General features: G+C 37.5%; 19 protein-coding genes. 4 read left to right on the top strand and 15 right to left on the bottom strand.

Annotated elements, in window-relative coordinates:
- The 9 genes from ACR2F7_RS03090 to ACR2F7_RS03050 all read right to left on the bottom strand — a co-directional run.
- Positions 1-2,510, bottom strand: a 2,510-nt coding sequence (locus ACR2F7_RS03090; RefSeq protein WP_432712145.1) for a DUF5686 family protein, incomplete at its 3' end; no start/stop codon positions are given.
- A 1-nt stretch (position 2,511) separates the two neighbouring features.
- A complete protein-coding gene (locus tag ACR2F7_RS03085; RefSeq protein ID WP_432712144.1) occupies positions 2,512-2,883 on the bottom strand; it encodes a GtrA family protein in 372 nt (123 codons plus the stop codon).
- A gap of 1 nt (position 2,884) precedes the next feature.
- Positions 2,885-3,334, bottom strand: a complete 450-nt coding sequence (locus tag ACR2F7_RS03080; RefSeq protein WP_432712143.1) for a phosphatidylglycerophosphatase A family protein — start codon at positions 3,332-3,334, stop codon at positions 2,885-2,887.
- Between the two features lie 23 nt (positions 3,335-3,357).
- Positions 3,358-4,347, bottom strand: coding sequence for an NAD-dependent epimerase/dehydratase family protein (locus ACR2F7_RS03075; protein WP_432712142.1), 990 nt, complete (start codon positions 4,345-4,347; stop codon positions 3,358-3,360).
- Positions 4,344-5,465 (bottom strand): hypothetical protein, encoded by a 1,122-nt coding sequence (locus ACR2F7_RS03070; protein ID WP_432712141.1) that lies wholly within the window; start codon positions 5,463-5,465, stop codon positions 4,344-4,346. Before ACR2F7_RS03070 ends, ACR2F7_RS03075 begins: the two co-directional genes overlap by 4 nt.
- On the bottom strand, positions 5,462-6,667 hold the full coding sequence (spt, locus tag ACR2F7_RS03065) for a serine palmitoyltransferase (RefSeq protein ID WP_432712140.1): 1,206 nt from the start codon (positions 6,665-6,667) through the stop codon (positions 5,462-5,464). Before spt ends, ACR2F7_RS03070 begins: the two co-directional genes overlap by 4 nt.
- A gap of 240 nt (positions 6,668-6,907) precedes the next feature.
- Complete coding sequence (locus ACR2F7_RS03060; RefSeq protein WP_432712139.1) at positions 6,908-7,504, bottom strand: TetR/AcrR family transcriptional regulator; 597 nt, start codon at positions 7,502-7,504, stop codon at positions 6,908-6,910.
- A 119-nt stretch (positions 7,505-7,623) separates the two neighbouring features.
- The gene (locus ACR2F7_RS03055; RefSeq protein ID WP_432712138.1) at positions 7,624-8,772 is read right to left on the bottom strand and encodes a hypothetical protein; all 1,149 of its coding nucleotides are present in this window, start codon (positions 8,770-8,772) and stop codon (positions 7,624-7,626) included.
- Positions 8,756-9,319: an RNA polymerase sigma factor gene (locus ACR2F7_RS03050; RefSeq protein WP_432712137.1), complete on the bottom strand. Its 564-nt coding sequence runs from the start codon at positions 9,317-9,319 to the stop codon at positions 8,756-8,758. The genes ACR2F7_RS03055 and ACR2F7_RS03050 overlap by 17 nt, the downstream gene beginning before the upstream one ends.
- A 193-nt stretch (positions 9,320-9,512) precedes the next feature.
- Here ACR2F7_RS03050 and ACR2F7_RS03045 point away from each other — a divergent pair, with 193 nt between their 5' ends.
- Positions 9,513-10,223, top strand: coding sequence for a DUF4397 domain-containing protein (locus tag ACR2F7_RS03045; RefSeq protein ID WP_432712136.1), 711 nt, complete (start codon positions 9,513-9,515; stop codon positions 10,221-10,223).
- An 87-nt stretch (positions 10,224-10,310) separates the two neighbouring features.
- Here ACR2F7_RS03045 and ACR2F7_RS03040 read toward each other — a convergent pair whose 3' ends face one another.
- Genes ACR2F7_RS03040 through cls form a run of 5 tightly spaced genes read right to left on the bottom strand, consistent with a single transcriptional unit; the run spans position 10,311 to position 15,906 of the window.
- A complete protein-coding gene (locus ACR2F7_RS03040; RefSeq protein ID WP_432712135.1) occupies positions 10,311-10,520 on the bottom strand; it encodes a hypothetical protein in 210 nt (69 codons plus the stop codon).
- A 53-nt stretch (positions 10,521-10,573) separates the two neighbouring features.
- Positions 10,574-11,851: an NAD(P)/FAD-dependent oxidoreductase gene (locus ACR2F7_RS03035; RefSeq protein WP_432712134.1), complete on the bottom strand. Its 1,278-nt coding sequence runs from the start codon at positions 11,849-11,851 to the stop codon at positions 10,574-10,576.
- A 45-nt stretch (positions 11,852-11,896) separates the two neighbouring features.
- Entirely contained in the window at positions 11,897-12,355 is a 459-nt protein-coding gene (locus ACR2F7_RS03030; RefSeq protein ID WP_432712133.1) for an RpiB/LacA/LacB family sugar-phosphate isomerase, read from the bottom strand.
- A gap of 30 nt (positions 12,356-12,385) precedes the next feature.
- A complete protein-coding gene (tkt, locus tag ACR2F7_RS03025; protein WP_432712132.1) occupies positions 12,386-14,431 on the bottom strand; it encodes a transketolase in 2,046 nt (681 codons plus the stop codon).
- A 20-nt stretch (positions 14,432-14,451) separates the two neighbouring features.
- On the bottom strand, positions 14,452-15,906 hold the full coding sequence (gene cls / locus ACR2F7_RS03020) for a cardiolipin synthase (RefSeq protein ID WP_432712131.1): 1,455 nt from the start codon (positions 15,904-15,906) through the stop codon (positions 14,452-14,454).
- A 65-nt stretch (positions 15,907-15,971) separates the two neighbouring features.
- Here cls and ACR2F7_RS03015 point away from each other — a divergent pair, with 65 nt between their 5' ends.
- The 3 genes from ACR2F7_RS03015 (at position 15,972) to ACR2F7_RS03005 (ending at position 20,187) form a co-directional block, all read left to right on the top strand.
- On the top strand, positions 15,972-17,195 hold the full coding sequence (locus tag ACR2F7_RS03015) for a dicarboxylate/amino acid:cation symporter (RefSeq protein WP_432712130.1): 1,224 nt from the start codon (positions 15,972-15,974) through the stop codon (positions 17,193-17,195).
- Positions 17,196-17,239: 44 nt separating this feature from the next.
- The gene (locus ACR2F7_RS03010) at positions 17,240-18,775 is read left to right on the top strand and encodes an FAD-dependent oxidoreductase (protein ID WP_432712129.1); all 1,536 of its coding nucleotides are present in this window, start codon (positions 17,240-17,242) and stop codon (positions 18,773-18,775) included.
- A 218-nt stretch (positions 18,776-18,993) separates the two neighbouring features.
- The gene (locus tag ACR2F7_RS03005; protein WP_432712128.1) at positions 18,994-20,187 is read left to right on the top strand and encodes an inositol-3-phosphate synthase; all 1,194 of its coding nucleotides are present in this window, start codon (positions 18,994-18,996) and stop codon (positions 20,185-20,187) included.
- Between the two features lie 72 nt (positions 20,188-20,259).
- On the opposite strand, the gene ACR2F7_RS03000 is transcribed toward ACR2F7_RS03005, so the two are convergent.
- Positions 20,260-20,832 (bottom strand): AAA domain-containing protein (locus ACR2F7_RS03000; protein WP_432712127.1); only part of this gene is annotated, 573 nt, incomplete at its 5' end.

The following is a 20,832-nucleotide window of genomic DNA, read 5'->3' as shown; positions in this document are numbered from 1 at the left end:
GGATGGTCCAGATAGTTGAATCTTTTAACAAGGTCAACCCTTAATAGTTTAAAAATATTACCAATTCCAACGCTTCCTTCCATGTAGGGTTCTTTATCCAAAGTATAGGTTGTTGAAACACCATCAAGTGATTGAGGGAATTTTAATAAAGACTCATCAATGTCAGGGTTGTTTTCATTTCTTAAACCCCCGTATAAAATTTTGAATGAAGCACTCTCTCTTAATTTTAGCTTTTTTAACAAAGGAATTTTATTAAAAAAGAAACCGTTGAAATTATGATCTATATTAAGACTTGCATAATGGTCACTTACAAATTCCAGAAAATTCATTAAGTTATATGAATTCAATTGGTAGGCATAAGTTTGATTTGCACGATGGATACCTAACAATGGAAACGGCACTTTACCTAAAATATATCCACCCTCAACGGTCACATCCGAATAACCTAATTGTGATAAGTAAAAACGTTTATCAATCGAAGCATTAAATTTATGGTAATCATAATCACCTTCAAAAGCATCTTTGATTCCAGCGGTATAACGAAAGTTAAAAACAGGATATTTGTCAATTATAGGTGTACGGTAAATTTTCCCTTGATAAAAACGTTCTCTTGGTGCATAACGCAGTGCAAGGCTCACTTCAGAAGTATTAATATTGTCAATCACATTATTCATATTATCCACCTTATTGTTGAATACAAGTGCTCCTCCTGGTTTTTGCGACCATTTTCTCAAAGACACATTATAAGAGAAATGGTTTTCAAATTCTTTCATGTACTCTACTTTATAAATGTCATTGTAGAGCATCATGTTATTTTCACCTCTTTTGAATGACAAAAGGAAATTGTCTTCTTGAACAAACTGAAGTTCCTGACCTGGAATTTTAGTATCTCTTTGGAAGCTTCCTCTTATATAACTTTGTGGAAAGGAATAAATAGATTTATTATTTAAGGAATAGGTTGCGCTTAAAAAGTATTTCCACTTTTCATCTTTAAAACCATAAGCACCGTAAGTTTCAAAATAATACCTTTTGCTTAATGCAGGTGTAGTTCTACCACCAATACGTAACCTTAGGCCCTCAGTTTCATTAAAACTATAGAAAGTATTAACGGGTCCTACTTCAAAAGGTCCAAAATCTTTATACCCTGCAAATAATAAGGTAATCAAATCAATGGTTTTCTTAAATGAAGTCATATTCTTAAGCGTGTCCACATTCTTATAGATCTTAAGGTCACCTTCACTCAAAGTTTCTGTTCGGTTTTGCACCCAGAAATCATTAGAACGTTTTTCTGCCTCTGGAGCAATCACTATTTTTGGCCCCTGTAAAAGTTCTTCGGGTTGTTTTTTATTAATCTGGTAATCAGTTAAAGTAACAATACGCTCGCCAGTAAAACCCCCTCCTTTGTTTTTATTAAGCCCAAAATCAACAAGTAGGTTAGTTTTATTGAGGTAATAACGGTTTAATGAATTTTTTTCGAAATTCAACTTTACTTCTAAAGCCCTTACAAAATTAAGGTTAATGTTTTTGTTGACAGTTAGAAAAGCATCTTGCACTGCATAGTTACCATCCATGGTGATATAAATTTTTCCTTCAAATAACAGATCTGTATTGTTACGTGGGATGAAAGAAAGCTCTATCAACTGTGGATTATGGTTTTTAATAGTATCAGTAATAAAAAACTTATAGAATGTAGGTGAGGCATCTGCAATAGGACTCAAAAATTGGTTACTAACCAGAGAGATATTATTATCATAAATGTCAACCTTGGCATACATTCGGTCAAAATACTGGCTTAAACCCTTGCTGTCTATTAATGGTGTTTCATAGTTAACAGATTTATCACCAAGAACAATGGTTTTGTTTTTCTCTGGGCTTTTATTATAATAGTTATGAGAAAACTTCTCTTGTATAAATATAGGCAGGATATTTTTTCCGCCAATTTTTGTTGAATCTTGTTGATCAAAGAGAAATTGGTAATTGCGGAAAATTCTTTTGTTTTTAAATTTCTCTGAAAGATTACTCATTGAAAAGACCATCTTTTCGTATTGTTTGTATTCTACCTGGTCATAGCTTTCCAGGCGATTTTTAGATTTATGATCAATAACCCTTCTAATCAGTTCAACAGCAGGATTATTTTTATTTTTATATGATGGTCTTTTTCCTGCACTAATGACCACCTCGTTTAAGGAGGTCGATTCAGCATCCATTTTAATGGCAATGTCCTGTGCTTCTCCTGGCTTGATTGTAATAATTTTAGTAGTATAACCTACGTAACTGAATTGCAATTGTGTATAATTTCCCGGAGAACTAATAGTAAATTTACCATCACCATCAGTTTTAGTAATGATATTCGTCCCTTTAAAAAGCAAGGTCACATAAGGCAGTGGATCCTTATCCTTGCTATCTGTAACAATACCCGTAACCGTTGTATTTTGACCAGCGACTTGAAATGCCGTTAAAGGCAATAACAATATCCAAATATAAATGAGTTTCTTAATGTTATTTTTCATGTTATGCGAATACGAATTTTTTCTGCATCAGGTAATTATAAGTTACACCAACAGTACTGGTGACAATGATTTTTGATATAATAGGGTTAAAATTCAAGTAATGAGTAACCAAAAAAACACCGCTAGTGGTCAATAAAAAATTACCAGACCATACTAACCCATACCTGATGATCTGCATTTGTACTTTCTTCTTGGAAGCGCCGAAAACCCAGTGTCTGCCCATGCTGAAATTGATGATCCCTCCTACTACAGTTCCAGTAGCACTACCCCATAAATACCAGAAATGTAAATACTCCGTACAGACTAATGTGGTAAGAAAGTCAAATATCGAGGCCGAAAGTGAGGCGACCTGAGCCTTTAAAAAAGTCGCCATATTAAAACTGATTAAAGGTTAATAGAATTTGTAATACGATGTTTGCATAAACACCAGCAAGAACATCATCAAACATTACACCCCACCCACCAGGTAAAGCTTCTAATTTTCTGATAAACAGTGGTTTTAAGATATCAAAAAACCTAAATAAAATTAAGGCTATCAAAACATTTAAAGGTGTAACAGGTATGAACAACAAAGAAATACACATACCGGCAACTTCGTCAATAACAACACGCTGATGGTCTTTACCCCAAAGGGCTTCAACAACATTACCAGACCATATTCCTAGTATCGTTATCAATAAGGTTGCTATGGTGGCATTTAAAAAACCGTCGGCATTTACTTGTACAAAGTACCATACCAAACATGTTACAGCAGCTGCTACAGTGCCGGCTCCTTTGCCAATATATCCTATTCCAAAGCTTGTGGAAGTTATTTTATGAAACATAACAGGTATACTCCTTCTCATAACTATAACCAATGATTGCTTTTATACCAGGATAACGTTTCTTTCAAACCTTGGGCCAAGTTGTACTTAGGCATATATCCTAAATCCTTTTGAATGTTTTCTATGTTACAAGCCCAATTAACTGCCGTCAATTCTGCCATTTTTTCTTTATTTAAAGCTGGTGTTTCTTTACTTTTGGCATATAAAAAGTCCATCAAGGAGGCTAAGGCATCCACACTTGCCACTGGAAGATGAAACTTAAATGTTTTCTTTTGCAATAGTGCTTTAGTGTATTGAGCGAGGGCATAACGGTCATAAACCTGTCCATCAGACACATTATAACTTTTATGCATCAACTGCGTACCTAACGCCATCACAATTATCCTGGCTAAATCTTCAACATATATAAAACTCAATTGTTGTGAAAATTTACCGATATAAGGCTCTAACCCTTTGTTGATACTTTTAAATAATATAAAAATATCCTTTTCACGAGGTCCATATACAGCTGTAGGCCTAATAACCACTAAAGGAAGATTTTTAATGTCCTTTAAATAGGCCTCTGCTAATAACTTACTCTTTCCATAATTAGTAACCGGATTTGCTACTGCATCATCCTTAATTTCACCAGTAAGACTTTTTAAAGGACCCAATGCGGCAAGACTACTCACAAACACAAATTTCTCCAAAGGCTTAACTAAGGCTTGAGTTGCTAATGCAAGGTTTCTAGTATACTCTGCATTAACTTTATTGTATTCACTTTCGGTTTTTGCCTTAGTAATCCCAGCTGCATGAATGATAAAATCATATGCCTGATCAGTCAGGGCAGCAGTTAAACTTTCTACAGAAGTAAAATCAAGGTGTACAAAGTGAATAGGCAAATCCTGAAGGTGTTGAATTTTACTGTTTGGACGCACTGCTGCATAAACTTCTAAATCATTCGCTATAGCTTCATTTAGAAGATGAAAACCAACAAAACCACTGGCTCCAGTAATCAACACCTTCTTTTTCATAGCCCTTTTTCTAGTATTCTATACTTTCTGTACAATTCACCACCAATTTGCTCAATAGGTTTATTGATTAAATCGTTGTGGTCTAAAGTCCATGAGGCTTCAGCATACTTCATATTCTTAGCTTGAAAAGCCTGAATAATCAAGCCGTATAAACAAGCTTCAATTCCCATTTTACGGTAGCCATCAACTACACCCAGTAATAAAATACGAATACCTTCAATTTTCTTCCTTTGCGTAAGTAATTTATACAAACCAGTAGGAAATAACCTGCCGCGTTTAATCTTGATCAATACCTGGTTGATATCAGGAATAGCCAAAGCGAACCCAACTATTTTCCCTTCCTGTTCAGCAAGCAAACAGAAATCAGGATCCATAATCATTTTCAGGTCTTTTGCAGTATAATCAAACTCATCGTCTGTCATTGGAACAAAACCAAGGTTTTTATCCCATGCTTTGTTGTATACTTCTCTTAAGGCAGCTGATTCTTCCTTAAAATTCTTAAGGTTAATCTTTCTAATGATGATATTACTACGTGTTAAACGCTCTTCAAGGGCGGTTACCAATTTAGCAGACCTGTCATTATAATGACCCGCGGCAAATCTATAGGCGCGGAGATCAACCTTTTTGCTGAAGCCAGAATTTTCAAGTAACTGCAGATAATAAGGAGCATTATAAGGCATCATGGCAACCGGAGGGCCGTCAAAGCCCTCAATAAGCAGCGCACAAATTTCATTTGTAGAAAAATTAACAGGTCCTACCATGGTAGATAGAGACTTTTCTTTAAGCCACTTTGCTGCTGTATCTAACAAAAGATCTGCAGTTTCCTGGTCATTGATGCAATCAAAAAAACCAAAAAAGCCATCATTAACCTTGTTAATCGTATTGTGGTTATTATTTTGAATAGCCGCAATTCTCCCTACAACCTTATCGCCATCTAGAGCTAAAAATGTTTGTAACGTAGAATGTTTATGAAAAGGATGCTTACCGGGGGTAAGCATATCTCTTTGTGCTATAAATAATTCAGGCACGTAGTTAGGATCGGCCTTATATAAATCATGAGGGAAATCAATAAACTGACCTAATTCTTTTTTGCCATTTACGGCAATAATTCGTTTCATAAACTTACCTTAACTGGCGTAATTTCCACTTCTTTAAATGCATCGTATAACTTTGTAATGGCTTCTTCGATTTGCTCGAAAGTGTGCGTAGCCATTAATGAAAATCTAATTAAAGAAGAGTCAGAAGGTACTGCAGGAGATACTACAGGATTTACAAATATTCCGTTATTGTGTAGGATATTGGTAATTTGAAACGTTTTATTATTATCTCTTATATATACAGGTATAATTGGACTATCGGTAGCTCCAATATCGAACCCAGCATCTAGTAGAAGTTTTTTTGCATAATTTGTATTAGCCCATAATTTATCAATTCTTTCCGGCTCAGACTCAATGATATCTAAAGCGGCAATTACGCTTGCAACAGCAGCAGGTGGCATACTCGCACTGAACATTAATGAACGTGCACGGTGTTTAATATATTCAATAGTTTCTTCATCAGCAGCAATAAAACCACCAAGAGAAGCTAAAGATTTACTAAACGTGCCCATAATTAAATCCACATCGTTTGTTAAACCAAAATGTGAAGCTGTTCCTGAGCCATTAAAACCAATTACACCTAAACTGTGTGCATCATCCATCATGATATTTGCACCAAATTCTTCGGCAATTTTTACAATCTCAGGCAAGTTCACTAAATCACCTTCCATACTGAAAATACCATCTGCAACAATAAGTTTTGCAGCATCTTCAGGTAAACGACTTAACTTTTTGCGTAAATCGTCCATATCGTTATGGGCATATTTGATTGAACGTGAATAAGAAAGTCTGCTTCCGTCAATGATAGAGGCATGATCATATTCATCAAGAATCAAATAATCATTTCTCCCTAATAAACAAGAGATTACTCCCAGGTTAACCTGAAAGCCTGTACTAAATAATACAGCAGCTTCTTTACCTACATAAGCAGCAAGTCTTTTTTCTAACTCCAGGTGAATGTCTAAAGTGCCATTAAGAAATCTTGACCCTGCACACCCTGTACCATACTTCTCTATCGCATTTTTAGATGCTTCTTTAATCTTCGGGTGATTGGTTAAACCTAAGTATGAGTTTGAACCAAACATCAATACTTTTTTACCATCAATGATCACTTCGGTATCTTGTGCCGATTCAATAGACCGAAAATAAGGATATAGGCCCTTCTCTTTGATTGCATTTGCCTCAGTGAATGATGCAACTCTATCGTGTAATTTTTTACGCATGCCTGAATTATATAATTTTTAGTTCAGCGGGTTTTATATTATTTTATGCACATAAATTGAACCAATGTGGGCCAAAGTAAAACTTAATCTAATATATTAATAATATGTTAATAAATGATGAACAAAAGTAATTCATTGGTAGACCATATTCTTACATTGGTCTATAATTTTTGTGTCAAATATTTAATTACCTCTTAACCACTGTTATTTATTGTTTAATATCAAAAACTTATTATAAAATCACTCTTTTTTATTCCCTATCCCTTCAATGAGTAAATCTACCATTCCATCATAGTACTCACCAGATTTAAATTCTGTTGTAGCAACACTTAACGGATAGTGTAAACCTTTAAAAGCCACCACCATCATATAGGCGAGCTTGTTCATTTTAACGAACGAAAGTTTTTTAAATTCTCCAGACTGGGTGCCACCAAGCAAAATATCCCTGATCATGTCAATTTGAATTTGCTCATACTGAGTTTTCAGGCAGATCATGACCTTTAAACTTTCCAAAGCATCTTCAAAAACAACTTCTCTAAAGTTATGGTATTCAACAATTGCTGTGATTTGTTCTTTTAGAAAGGCTTTAAGTTTGGCTTTGGCCGTGAGTCCGCTGTTTACCGCATTGCTTAGTCTTTTGACCAGGTTTTTCATTTCGCTTTCCACTACAGCCTCAAAGATTTCTTTTTTACTAGGGAAATAATAATAGAGCGTACTCTTTCCTTTCCCGGCTGCCGTTGCAATGTCTTCCATCGTGGTTTTCTTTAAACCGTGCTTGCCAAAAAGCCTTTTAGCGCCAGCAAGTATTTCAGTAACTACAATTTCATCTTTTTCCATTGCAAATTCATCCCTTTGGACCGGAATTCAATTCCAGTCCAAAAGTACATAAATTATTAATTTCCACTTATAGAACCAACGAAAACGTAGAAAATTTACATTATGGAAACATTAGCTGACTAGAAGGTGAAGCGCAATTTTACCCCTCCATTGCCTAATTTCAAGTCTTCATTAGACAATTTACCAATAGGCACTTTCATAAAAGGTTCTATTACAATATGGTAATTCTTAAATATTTCTTGCTTATGCCCTACTGAGAAATTAAAAAACCCTAGATAGCTATTTCCCTCCAGTGGCGTTTCAGTAGATACTTCAGCACTTTGTTCTGATAATATAGTTTGTACGGTTTCCGTTATTCCCGTTTCCACATTGCGTGAGCTACTGGTTACCTGTAACTCAGTTTGGTATTTATTGCTGCGCTGTTCGTTGATGATATTAAAATAGGACACTCCCATAGAAGTGTATAATTTTTTATTTAAATTGTATGTCAATGAAACAGGTATATCTATACCACTAATAGCGGCTTCTACCCCAATCAATGACTTTGACGACATTAAACTTACCGATTGGCTCTCCATGTTTTTACTCACATCTAAAGCAACGTAGGCAATACCAGAACTAATAGAAAATTGTTTAGACAATTTAAATTCCGTTGTAAGTCCAGCACCTACATTTACCTTACGCTGCAAAACAGTAGGCATTAATTCAACACCAAAATTCCATTTAGAGACAGTGTTTTTCTTTTCAACTTTTGCCTGTCGAGCGGTTTCTTTGTTTAAATAATCCATAAAGGATTGTTCAGCTGGCACTGTTTTATTTTTAGGAACTGTCGTATTTTTCTCTTCTACTTTATATTTTACTGTAGCTTGTATATCCTGTTCAACTGCACTCAAGCTGTCGTTTACCAAATTAAGTTTACTTATTTTAGACTTAGCCTGCTTAACCATTTTCTTTACTGGCACTAAAGATACGATCTCCTCAGGCTCCACTATTTTTATAGCTTCATCTCGTTGCTTAAGCTTAGGCAACTGCTGTAATTTAGGAGCAGCTGTATATTGGAGAGGTGGTTGACTATTAAAAAAATAAGGTATAGCTGAAAACAGCAGCACTAACGCTGCAGCAGTCGCTATCCATGCATATTGTTTGTTCCTTTTATTTTTCCTTTGTCTGGAAAATTCCTCCCAGGCACCAGGTTTATAAGGTTCTTCATACGCAGTTAAAAGCGCTGAAATCCCTTCTATCAGTTCTTTTTTATCTGGAGTTTCCATCAGCAAGTTCGTTCATTTTTAAATACAATTGGCGCAGGCGTTGTTTAGCCCTCGTGAGGTAGGTGCGACTGGAGCTTGTTGGTATCACCAAGATTTTTGATATTTCCTCATGACTAAATCCTTCCACCTCGTACATATTGAAAACCGTCCTGTGCAAATCAGGTAACTGAAATAATAGTTTCATAATGTCCTCCACATGCAGTTGATTATTACTTTCCACATAATCGACATCCATGTTGTCGTAACTCTCTACAAAATTTAGAGGTGATTTATTGATGCGAATCTTATCCAATGCCGTTCTTACGGTGATTTTTGCAAGCCAGGCTCTGAAGGTTTTTTCAAACTCATCGGTATCAGCTGGAGGATTAAAGTCGTACATCCTTTTAAAAGATTTCACAAAACTATCGTTAACGACTTCCATGGCAACACTACGATCTTTAATGTAGCGGGAAGCAACCCCCATTAGGTACCCCCAATAGAAACTATAAATTGTCTCCTGAATTCGCTTATCATGGGTTTCAATCCCTTTTATGATTTCCTGGAACAACAGACTAGTTTTTTTCGCGCTTCGCTGAGCCTTAACCTCCATTATCAGTGCAAACGTATAGTATTCGTTAAACGCTACAAAAGTATTGTTTTTTTTACCCTAAGTAAAAACTTGATTTTTTGAAGGTTACTGTAGCGTTTCTGCAGGCACAGCCGTTTTATAGGTAAAACATTTAATCACTTAATTATAAATCATGAAAACACCATTATCTTTAAACCAATTCAGAAAAAAGGCTACTTTACTTGTTGCTTTATTGGGTACAGCCATATTTTTTAATGCCTGTAAAAATGATATTGACAATACTACACCAGCCATTGCAGCATTGTCAGTTGTGAATGCCTTTCCAAATGCCAATACTTTAAATTTCTATATTGGTAATGCGCAGGTGAACAACACTGGAATTGCATTTGGCGAAAAGTTAAGCTACCTTAATGCCTATGAAGGATCAAGAGTGTTTGACGTTGCCTTTACGGGTAGTTCTACCAGTTTACTTTCAAAAGCACAAACCCTAAAAGGTGGAATGTATCACACAGTGTATATCGTTGGAAAAACAACTGCAGATCTTGAATATCTTTTAGTGACAGACAGTCTTACTGTACCTAAAGAAGGAGAAGTAAATCTTCGTTTTATGAATCTTTCTCCTGATGCGCCTGCACTTAGCTTAGAGCGTGCTAGTGACACTACTAAATTTGACAATAAAGCTTTTAAAGCTTACACAAAGTTTAAACCGCTTACTGCTGCTAAATCTAACTTTATCTTAAGAAATAAGGAAACAAATGCGGTTTTGGCTACCCTTGATGATGTTGAATTAGTTAAAGGTAGAATTTATACAGTTTGGGCTAAAGGTTTAGTAGCAGGAACTGATGCTACAACTAAATTAGCTATCAAGGTTTCTGAACACTAATGATACCCTAATTGATAACTGATCAGCTAAACCAGCTGTAAAGTATAATAGTCCCGGCCTTAAAAACCGGGACTATTTGCGTTATGACTATCGCCTTCCTTGTTTAAGGATAAAAGCGCCCAACATTAAAGCAACGGATAAGCCTGAAGTTCCAGGGAAATTGATAAAAAGATAAAGCAATCCACTTACTCCTGCTATGGCTAGCACAAATAAAACACCCTTTAATGGGGTTTCCATCTTAAATGCCGCAACAAGTGCAAATAAGTAAAATACGGATGCAAGAACATATATAAACATGGTACAAATATCAGGTTGCAATGTTAAGTTAATGTTAAGGATTCACAAAAACATCAAATATCTTTCTTAACCGGCTTAATCAATACCCTGAGCGATTGATCACGTGTAAAGTAAGAGATGGTCCAGTTATACATGGTTTTAATTCTGTTACCACTAGCAATCAGTGAAATAAGGTGAATGAATAGCCATGCTACCCAAGCTATAAAACCATTAAAATGCAGTTTAGGTCCTGGAATGTCTGCCACGGCTTTATTTCTTCCTATGATCGCCATGGAACCTTTGTCCTTATAACTGAATGGCGTTAGCGCATCACCCTTGGCCATCCTTTTCAAGTTTTTACCTAAATTCTTTCCCTGTTGGATCGCAACTTGTGCTACTTGCGGATGTCCATTGGGGAAATTTTGATCTGTGGTTTGTATACAAGTATCCCCAATGGCATAGATGTTATGGGTATTTAAAACCTGGTTATACTCATTTACAATCATACGTTTACCCCTTCCGTAGCTTTCTTTATCAATACCTTCAAAAACAATGGAAGTTACGCCTGCCGCCCAGATTAATGTTTTCGTAACAATTTTTTTCCCATCAACAAAATGAACAGTATCATCTATATAATCTTTCACCATGCTGTCCAGAAAGATTTTCACACCCATATCTGTCAATGTCTTATAGGTGTATCGTTGAGATTTTTCACTCATAGGCGCTAAAACAGACTTCAGTCCGTCAACAAGATAAATAGTAGCATTTGTACCAATAAGTTCAGGATAATCACTTGGAATCACTGTGCGTTTCATTTCAGCAAACATCCCTGAAATTTCTACTCCTGTAGGTCCCCCACCTGCCACCACAACAGTGAGCAGCTTTTTTCTTTCCAGTGGGTCTTTTTCTCTGGATGCCTTTTCCAACTTATCAAGTAAGGTGTTGCGCATATATAGAGCATCAGAAACAGTTTTCATGGGTATAGAATGCTCTTTGACGCTCTCCATTCCAAAATAATTAGTTTCAGTACCTGTGGCAAAGACCAGGTAATCATAGGTTAATTCGCCAGTGTCTAAAACTACTTTATTTTCAGCCTGAACTACACGCTCTAAGTTGCCCATTACAAACCTGAAGTTCTTTTTGCGGCGAAAAAGTTTTCTGAAAGGATAACTGATATTCGAAGTTTCCAGGTAACCCGTTGCAACCTGGTATAATAAAGGAGGGAAAAAGTTGTAATTATTTTTATCAACCAGGATAACGGAGTAATTTTCATCACCATCAATTTGATTAATCAGATTTACGCCTGCAAATCCTCCACCAATAATTACAACTGTTTTTTTTGTAGTTAACATATCTTAAAATTGCTAACAAATTAACAGTAGATGATCCAAACAGTTTTATTTTTTATGAAAACGATGTTCTAACTCGCTTATTTTATCTAATCTCCGCTGATGTCTTTCAGCCGAAGAAAATTTTGCATTCACAAAAGTCATCACCAGTTCCTGAGCAGCGTATATTCCTGTTATTCTGCCACCCAGGCAGATCATGTTTAAGTCATCATCTTCAACCCCCTGGTGGGCCGAGAAATGTTCTGTAATTAAAGCTGCCCTAACCCCTGCTATTTTATTGGCTACAATAGCGGCACCTACGCCGCTACCACATACTGCAATGGCCCGGTCAATTTTTTGTTCAGACAAAGCTCTTGCTAAAGGAATAATAAAATCAGGATAATCATCTGCTTTATCCAGCGTATAAGCGCCATAATCTGCTAATGTAAAACCTGCTTCTTTAAGATGAGAAAGTAATGACTGCTTAAGTTCAAAACCTCCATGGTCTGCCGCGATTCCTATATTCATATTTAATTTGGTTGATGTTATTGAACCATGCTATTGACCGACCATCTCATTAGCCTGCGCTATAATATGGTCTACTGTAATGCCAAAAGCTTTGAATAAGTCTGCTGCTGGGGCAGATTCGCCAAAACTATGCATCCCTATAATAAAACCTTCATCGGTTACATATTTTTGCCAGCCAATAGTGGAACCTGCCTCTACAGCAATGCGTTTTTTCATTGATGAAGGAAACACATTTTCCTTATATGCAGCATCCTGCATTTCAAACAATTCCCAGGAAGGCATGCTCACCACTCTCGCCGCTATACCTTTTTCTTGTAACTTTTGCTGTGCTGTTAAAACCAGGCTTACCTCAGATCCAGTTCCAATGAGTATAATTTGCGGTTGTTCAACATCAGACAATACATATGCGCCTTTTTCCAATGAAGTTGCTGGAGTATACTTTCCCTGATCAATAACAGGTAACGATTGTCGTGTTAAAACAATAATGACAGGTCCTCCTTGATGTGTCAACGCTACTCTCCAGGCCTGACTGGTTTCATTTGCATCTGCCGGCCTGATTAAAGTTATATTAGGGATTGCCCTTAAAGAAAGAAGCTGCTCAATTGGCTGATGGGTGGTGCCATCTTCGCCAAGACCAATGCTGTCATGTGTATAAATAAAAATAGGTTTAATTTTCATGATGGCCGCCAATCTGATAGCAGGACGCATATAATCAGAGAATATTAAAAAAGTGGCGCCATAAGGGATAATGCCTTTTGTAAGCGCAAGTCCATTAAGAATACAACCCATGGCATGTTCACGGATACCGAAATGAAAATTTCTACCTTCGCGGGTTTCAGCATTAAAACTTCCATACTCTTTTAAATGTGTATCAGTAGATGGGGCAAGATCGGCGGCACCACCTAATAAACCCGGTAAATCTGCTGCGATAGCATTTAACACCTTTCCTGAAGCTTGCCGCGTGGCCATTTTCTCTGAAGCGTCAAAAGAAGGCAGCTGCTGCTGCCATCCATCAGGTAATTTACCGGCCTGTGCTTGTTCAACAGCTGCAGCAAGGTCAGGGAATTTTTCCTGGTAAGCTTTAAAAAGCGTATTCCATTTTTCCTCCCTGGCAGCGCCCCTTTCTCCAATGACGCGATAAAATTCTAGTACCGCCGTGGGCACATGAAAATATTGATCCGGATCAAATCCAAAAAACTTTTTAACCAGTTTTACTTCCTCTTCCCCAAGTGGCGATCCATGTGCTCCTGCAGTATTTACCTTATTTGGGCTGCCATAGGCAATTTGCGTTCTTACCTTGATTAAGGAAGGTTTTCTTGTTTCTGACTTTGCATTGCGCACGGCCATTTCTATGGCATTGATATCATTGCCGTCATCTACAGTTTGAACATGCCAGCCATAAGCTTCAAAACGTTTATTTACATCCTCTGAAAAAGCTATACCTGTGCTCCCTTCAATAGAAATATGGTTGTCATCATAGAGATAAATAAGGTTTCCTAAGGCTAAATGTCCAGCTAGTGACGCAGCTTCAGAAGTTACCCCCTCCATCATGTCACCATCACTACAAATAACATATATTTTATAATCAAAAAGTTCAAACCCGGGTCTGTTAAATCTTGCAGCGAGGTGCTTTTGGCCAATAGCAAAGCCTACTCCATTAGCGAAACCCTGACCTAAGGGACCTGTAGTCACATCAATACCATCTGTAAGTCCATACTCCGGATGTCCTGCAGTTTTGCTATGCAGCTGTCTGAAATTCTTAAGATCGTCAAGGCTCAGGTTATAACCGGTAAGGTACAGCAAACTATATTGTAGCATACAGCCGTGACCTGCAGAAAGAATAAACCGGTCACGGTTTGCCCAATGTGGATTTGCCGGATTGAAGTTCATAAATTTGTGATACAACACATGGCCCATTGGCGCTGCACCCATTGGCATCCCTGGATGTCCGGAATTTGCTTTTTGAACGGCATCTACAGACAATAACCTCACGGTATTGATGGCCAGTTCTTCTAGTTCCCTGTTGTGTTCCATATTGGAGATTTGATAGTTAGCTGTTCCAATAACGTTTCCCACCCCAAACAGTTTTTAAAAAATTATAGCAGATTCGAGATCAGGCGTGCTACTTTCTCTAAGAATTGCTTGTATAGAGGGCGTTTAAACCATTTTTCGGAATCTATTAAAACAGCATATTTTAGATCTTCATAAAACACATCCCTCAATTGTCCGGCAAAACCCGCATCGTAAATAATAGTATTTACTTCAAAATTAAGCTCAAAGCTTCGATGGTCCATATTGGCGGTGCCTACAATAGATAACTGACTATCAGAAACCAGCGTTTTTGCATGGATAAAGCCCTTTTTATATAGGTAAATTTCAACGCCAGCCGTTAAAAGATCACCATAATAAGACCTTGCCGCTGCATCTACCGTAAATGAATCTGATTTGTCGGGTACTAGTAGTTTAATTTTAACGCCACTGAGTGCGGCAACAGTCATTTCATCCAGCAAACTTTCCCCGGGGATAAAATATGGGGTCGTAATCAATACTTCTTCTTCGGCCAAACCAATGGCATCTAGCAAAGAAAATAGAATGGTAGGGTTATCTGAATCTGGTCCACTGGAAGCAATTTGTACGACTGCCCCCATCTCGTTTTCTGGTCCCGACGGACTAAAATAGATTTTCTCGGGCAGCATGTCTTCTTCTGAACAAAAGTTCCAATCGTTGATAAATAGATATTGCAGGTAATATACGCCCTGTCCAACAAGCTTGATATGGGTATCCCGCCAATAAAGCTGATCTGGTTTTTCTACACAATTGATGTAACGGTCACTCACATTAATGCCCCCCGTAAAGGCACAGTATCCATCAATGATAATAATTTTACGGTGGTTACGGTAATTAATGCGGTTAGCCAGCTTCACAAATAACACCCTGTAAAAAGGTGCGCATTTAACTCCGGCAGCCTTTAGCTGAGGCACCAGTTTTTTACGGATAGACCGGCTTCCAAAATCATCATATATAAATCTAACTTCTACACCCTCCTGTGCCTTCTGAATAAGCACCTCAGCAATCTGTTGCCCAATTAATTCATCTTCAAAGATGTAATACTCCATATGTATATGGTGTTTTGCACCTTTCAAGGCATGCATCACTGCAGGAAATTTCTCTTCACCGTTAAGTAGTAGCTCTACTGTATTATGTTCAGAAAGTTTACTTAAATTTCCATTAAGCAACAGTTTAGCCAACTTTTTAAATTTTTTTACCTCTGGCTTCTTCTGTGCCATTACATTGTCTGATTGCTGGCGGATCCTCAGTTTAATTTCCCTGCTTAGCTTTTCGTCTTTAATCAGCTTTTTGCTGTAGAGCTTACGCTTACGGTAATTAGTGCCTACAGAAAAGTAAATAATAATGCCGGCAATGGGTAAAAAGAAAGTTAACAACAAATAAGATAAGGTTTTACTGGTGTTGTTGGTGTCATATATGATACGCATTGCAACTGCCAGAACGATGATCAGGTAAACCAGGTTACCAATTAATATCCAATTCATTTAAATAAGTTTGTGCGTTTTTAAAATTAGCAATATCTTTCACATTTATATAAATATATAATCTGATGAACAAGTTTTTTAAAAACTATAAAGGAATCATATTGCTGTTGATCGGAATCCTTACAGGTAGTATTGCCGGTTTGGTATTTGGCAAGCAAGTAGAAGTCATCAAACCTATCGGAGATATATTTCTCAATTTTCTGTTCACCGCCGTAATTCCACTTGTGTTTTTTGCTATTGCCTCTGCCATTGCAGGGCTCAGTTCATCAAGCAAATTGAATAAAATGATGGGCGTTATGTCTATCGTTTTCTTAGCTACAGTATTAATTTCTGCAAGCCTTACCATTTTAGCAGTGCACATTTTCCCTATTCATGAAAATATGCAGGTGCTTAAACTTACCGAGGTCATTGAGAAAAAACCTATAGGCGACCAGATTACCCAAATGTTTACTACTGCGGAGTTTTACGAATTGCTATCGCGCAAGAGTATGCTGGCCATGATTATATTCTCTGTATTAATTGGCTTCGCCACTTTACATGCTGGAGAAAAAGGTGCGGCCTTTGCCAGGTTCCTGCATGCTGGAAATGAAGTTTTTAAAAATGTATTCACCATTATCATGAAACTCGGGCCCATAGGTTTAGGTGCCTATTTTGCGTACCAGGTGGGCGTATTTGGCCCTCAGCTTTTTGGTACTTACGCCCGGTCTTTGGGCCTATATTATGGTGTAGGGGCATTTTATTTTGTTTTCATCTTTAGCCTCTATGCATTTGTTGCCGGTGGCAAAAAAGGATTGCTAATATTCTGGCCCAATAACATTATACCCTCCGCCACAGCTTTGGGTACATGCAGCAGCGTGGCTACCATACCTGCAAATTTAGACGCTTGCAAAAAAATAGGCATTCCTGATTATATCACTAATGTCGCGGTTCCTCTTGGTGCCACCTTACATAAAGATGGATCCAGTATTTCTTCTATCATTAAAATGGCGGTAGTTTTCGCCCTTTTTGGGAAAAGCTTTAATAGTGCTGATGTCATTATTCTGGCCTTAGGTATGACTGTATTGGTGAGCATCGTAGAAGGCGGAATCCCTAATGGTGGTTACGTTGGTGAACTCTTATTCATCTCTGCGTATGGATTTCCCATAGAAGCTTTACCTCCTGCAATGATCATTGGAACGCTGGTTGACCCAATGGCCACACTCTTGAATGCTACGGGTGATAATGTGTCTGCTATGCTGGTAACGCGTTTTACAGAAGGAAAAAATTGGCTCAAAAAAGCGGTGTCATAAACTATTTTCCTTTAAATGTGTTGTTTATTATCAGATTAAAACATATGAAACAACGAGATAGCAATACCATAAGTTTATGGCAGGATATTCCATTAAATTCCTACCCAAGCCCCTCAACTGATGCTAATAAAGTTTATGATGTGCTTATTGTTGGTGCAGGCATAACAGGTTTGACTACTGCTATTTTGCTGCAGAGAGCTGGAAAAAAGTGTATGATAGCTGAAGGAAAAACTGTTGGTTTTGGAACTACAGGTGGCACAACAGCACATATCAATACTTTTTTTGACACTTCCTATCATGATATAGCCACAGACTTTGGACAGGATGCAGCTAAATTGATAGCCAATGCAGCAACTGATGCGTTTTCTCTACTCAAAAATTTGATTGATACGGAGCACATTGATTGTGATTTTGAATATAAAGATGCCTATGTTTATGCGGAGGAGGAGAAGGAAACAAAGGAGCTTGTCAAAATTTTAGCCGCTACAAGGGAGGCTGGTATCAATGCGGTGGAGGTAAGAGAGAATATGGTGCCTGTACCCTTTCAAATGGCAATGCTCATTACCGAACAAGGACAGTTCCATCCCTTGAAATATATTGATCATTTAGCGAAAGTATTTATAGATGCCGGTGGCATTATTACTGAGCATACTTTTATTGATAAAACAGAACTAAAGGATGGTGTTCATATCGCTTCCAGCAGAAATCTAACCATCAAAGCCACCAATATAGTCTATGCCACACACATGCCCCCTGGAATAAACAGCTTAGACTTTAAGTGTGCCCCCTACCGCAGTTACGTTTTAGGCATCAAACTTAAAAATGATGCCTACCCAGATGCCTTAGTATACGACATGCAGGAGCCGTATCACTATTTCAGAACACATGTCGTCAATGGGCAAAAATATTTGATTCTTGGTGGTGAAGATCATAAAACAGCACATGATGACCCCGAGCAGGCTTTCGCTGAATTGGCCGCTTATGCAGCTAAATATTATAACATCGCTTCTATAGATTACCGCTGGTCGGCACAATATTATGTGCCTGCCGATGGACTGCCCTATATTGGACAGCTACCTGCCGGGCCTGAAAATATATATATTGCCACAGGTTATAGTGGAAATGGAATGACCTATGGCACGCTAGCGGCAATAATAATAAGTGACCAAATTTTAGGGGTCGAAAATCCTTATGCCGAACTGCTCAGTCCTTCGAGAATTAAACCTATAGCAGGTTTTGAAGAATTTGTAAAAGAAAATGCTGATGTCGCATTTCATTATATTGCCGACCGTTTATCTGTTGATGCCATAGAATCTTTAGGCGAGCTGGAACCGGGGAATGGAAAAGTGCTGAATTACAAGAAAGAGAAATTAGCGATATATAAAGCTGAAGATGGCACCGTAACTGCCCTTAGCCCTTATTGTACACATGCTGGCTGCATAGTAAATTTCAATGCCATAGAAAAAAGCTGGGACTGCCCTTGCCATGGTGGCAGGTTTACAGTCCAGGGTGAAGTGCTTACTGGCCCGCCACGGAAAAACTTAAGCCCTATAGTCATTGGCGAGGGATTAAAACAATAAACATCTATAAATTTAAAATTGAGATAACAATTATTTTGCAAACTAGAAGTTTTTGTGAAGCTTTGTGGTTACATAGTTGTTGAATTGTCAAACTTTTGCTAAAAATCAAATTTAAGTCATTAGTTTTATCGGATCATCGCTAAATATCTAATCAGATTGAATATTTTTGCGCACATTAAAAAGTATACAAATTAACTAAATTAACAATAACAGCAATAATGCATAACCCAGAAAATAAAATCAGAGTTGCAATTTTAGGCGTAGGAAACTGCGCTAGTTCACTGGTACAAGGTGTTGAATATTATACAAAAAACAATGAACAAAAGTCAGGCTTAATGACGGATGACATTGGTGGGTATAGAGCTAAAAACATAGAATTTGTTTGCGGGTTTGAAATCGATGAAAGAAAAATTGGCCAATCTTTGAAAGATGCCATTTTTGCTAAACCAAACTGTACAATTATATTAAACGACGATATCCATACTGAAGCGCCTATTTACCGTTCACCTGTACTTGATGGTGTTTCGCCTTTAATGGAAGCATATCCTGAAGCTAATCGTTTTGTAATCAAAGAAGAATTAAGAAATACTGATCTTTTAAAAGATGCTGTTTCTTATGATAAAGACCTTGTTTATGCTTTAAGAAACGAAATCATCTCTCATTTAAAAGAACATAACGTTGAAGTTTTAATTAACTATTTACCAGTTGGTTCTCAAATGGCGACTGAATTTTATGCAGAGATCTGTATTGAATTAGGTATTTCATTAGTAAACTGTATTCCTGTATTTATTGCTTCAGACCCGGTTTGGGAGCAAAAATTCATCAATGCTGGTATTCCAATTATTGGTGATGATATGCGCAGCCAGTTCGGTGCAAGTATTGTTTCTCAAATGTTGCAAGAGCTTGCTTTTGAACGTGGACACCATGTTAAAGCACACATACAGAGAAATGTTGGTGGTAACACTGATTTCTTGAACATGGAAGATAAAAACCGTTTGAAATCCAAGAAAATCTCTAAAGAGAATGTCATCAGAGCTCAAAACGATATTAGAGGTATCTCTACTGAAAACAGCTTTTTACATGCTGGTCCTTCAGAATACATTCCTTTCTACGGCGATAATAAAGTAGCTAACTTCCGTTTAGAACTAGAAGGTTTTATGGGTGCTCCTGTTATTTTTGATGCGCAGCTATCTGTCCAGGATTCTCCAAACTCTGCAGGTGTGGTTATTGATGCCATCAGATATGTATATGTAGCTAGAGAATTAGGTTTAGTTGGTGCTTTAAGAGGCCCTTCTGCTTCTACGCAAAAAACACCTCCTCAACAAATGATGTTCAGTGATGCAATTTTAGAGTGTCATGCTTTGGCAAAACGTGAATTAACAGATTCTACAAGAAAACAATTGAAAAAATAAGCACCCTGCTTTTAGGGAAATAGCAAAAAGCCTGGATCATTCATCATGATTCAGGCTTTTTGATGTAAATCGTTATATTTCTATAAATTCCCAGGCACTCTGGTAGGCATTTATTTGTTCGGCATAGCTGATGAAATCTGCATAGAATTTATGCCTTGAAAGCGTGGCACTTTCGCCAATAACAACCAGTTGCTTTCTTGCTCTTGTCATGGCGACATTCATTCGCCTGATGTCTGCTAAAAATCCAATCACCCCTTCGGTATTGCTTCTTGTTAAGCTGATATAAACCAGGTCTCGTTCCTGCCCCTGGAAACTATCAATCGTATTAATGCTCAACTTTGTTTTTAAGGCAAGCAGTTCAGGCGTATGTTGCATCAGCTCTTTCAGTACTTGAATTTGCTGCTTATAAGGCGATATGATGGCGATGCTTGGGAAATCTTCCAGGCTAGAATGTTCGAGCATGGTGTTTACCGTTTGTGTAAGGTGTTTCAATAAAAATACAGCCTCTTCAGGGTTAGTCGCACTAGTGCCCTCTATTTTTTCATCAAACCCACAGCCTGCAGTATCAATAAAAGCCAACGGTGCAGCACCCTCAAATAAAACATGGTCAGCAACAGATGGATGGGCTTTCAGCATGTCATGATC

Origin of the sequence: Pedobacter sp., from assembly GCF_045628745.1 — a bacterium.
Classification (GTDB): domain Bacteria; phylum Bacteroidota; class Bacteroidia; order Sphingobacteriales; family Sphingobacteriaceae; genus Pedobacter.
Note: the sequence above shows the minus strand (reverse complement) of the source record. Positions and strands in the feature narration are given on the sequence as shown.